The organism is Streptomyces sp. AC627_RSS907, from assembly GCF_019049165.1.
In genome coordinates this window covers 1-571 of record NZ_JAGMUE010001393.1, presented here as the reverse complement: position 1 = coordinate 571, position 571 = coordinate 1, and the positions used below count along the sequence as shown (strand labels likewise).

The 571-nt window shown below is 74.3% G+C and carries 1 protein-coding gene; it reads left to right on the top strand.

Annotated features, from left to right (window positions below; all coding sequences use genetic code 11):
• Window positions 1-471, top strand: a 471-nt coding sequence (locus KUM32_RS44860) for an acyl carrier protein (protein ID WP_302185274.1), incomplete at its 5' end; no start/stop codon positions are given.
• Between the last annotated feature and the right edge of the window lie 100 nt (window positions 472-571).

The following is a 571-nucleotide window of genomic DNA, read 5'->3' as shown; positions in this document are numbered from 1 at the left end:
GTACTCGGGCACGCGGACGGCGGTGCGGCCATCGACGCCCACCGCGCCTTCCGCGAGCTGGGCTTCGACTCGCTCACCGCCGTCGAGCTGCGCAACCGGCTCGGCGCGGCCACCGGGTTGAAGCTGCCCGCCACGCTCGTCTTCGACTTCCCCACGCCGCTCGCGCTGGCCCGCAGGCTGCGCGCCGAGCTGCTGCCGGAGGACGCGGACGGCGACGGGGCCGCGCGCCCCGTCCTCGGTGAGCTGGACCGGCTTGAGGAGACCCTGACCGGTCTCGCCGCCGACGGCGCCACCCACGACACGATCGCCAAGCGGCTCCAGGACCTGCTGTGGAAGTGGACCGAGGCCGCGCCCGGCGCCACCGCGCGGCCGGTACCGGCGGCCGTCCCCGACCACGAGGCCACGCACGTCGCGTCGGCCACCGCCGACGAGATGTTCGCCCTGATCGACCGGGAGCTCGGAACGACCTGATTCCGAAACGCCGGATTCCGGAACGCCCCCCACCGTCAGGCCCGACATCGACCTCCCCGGGAGAAACCCACCATGCCCAGCCACGAACCCACGCCCACCC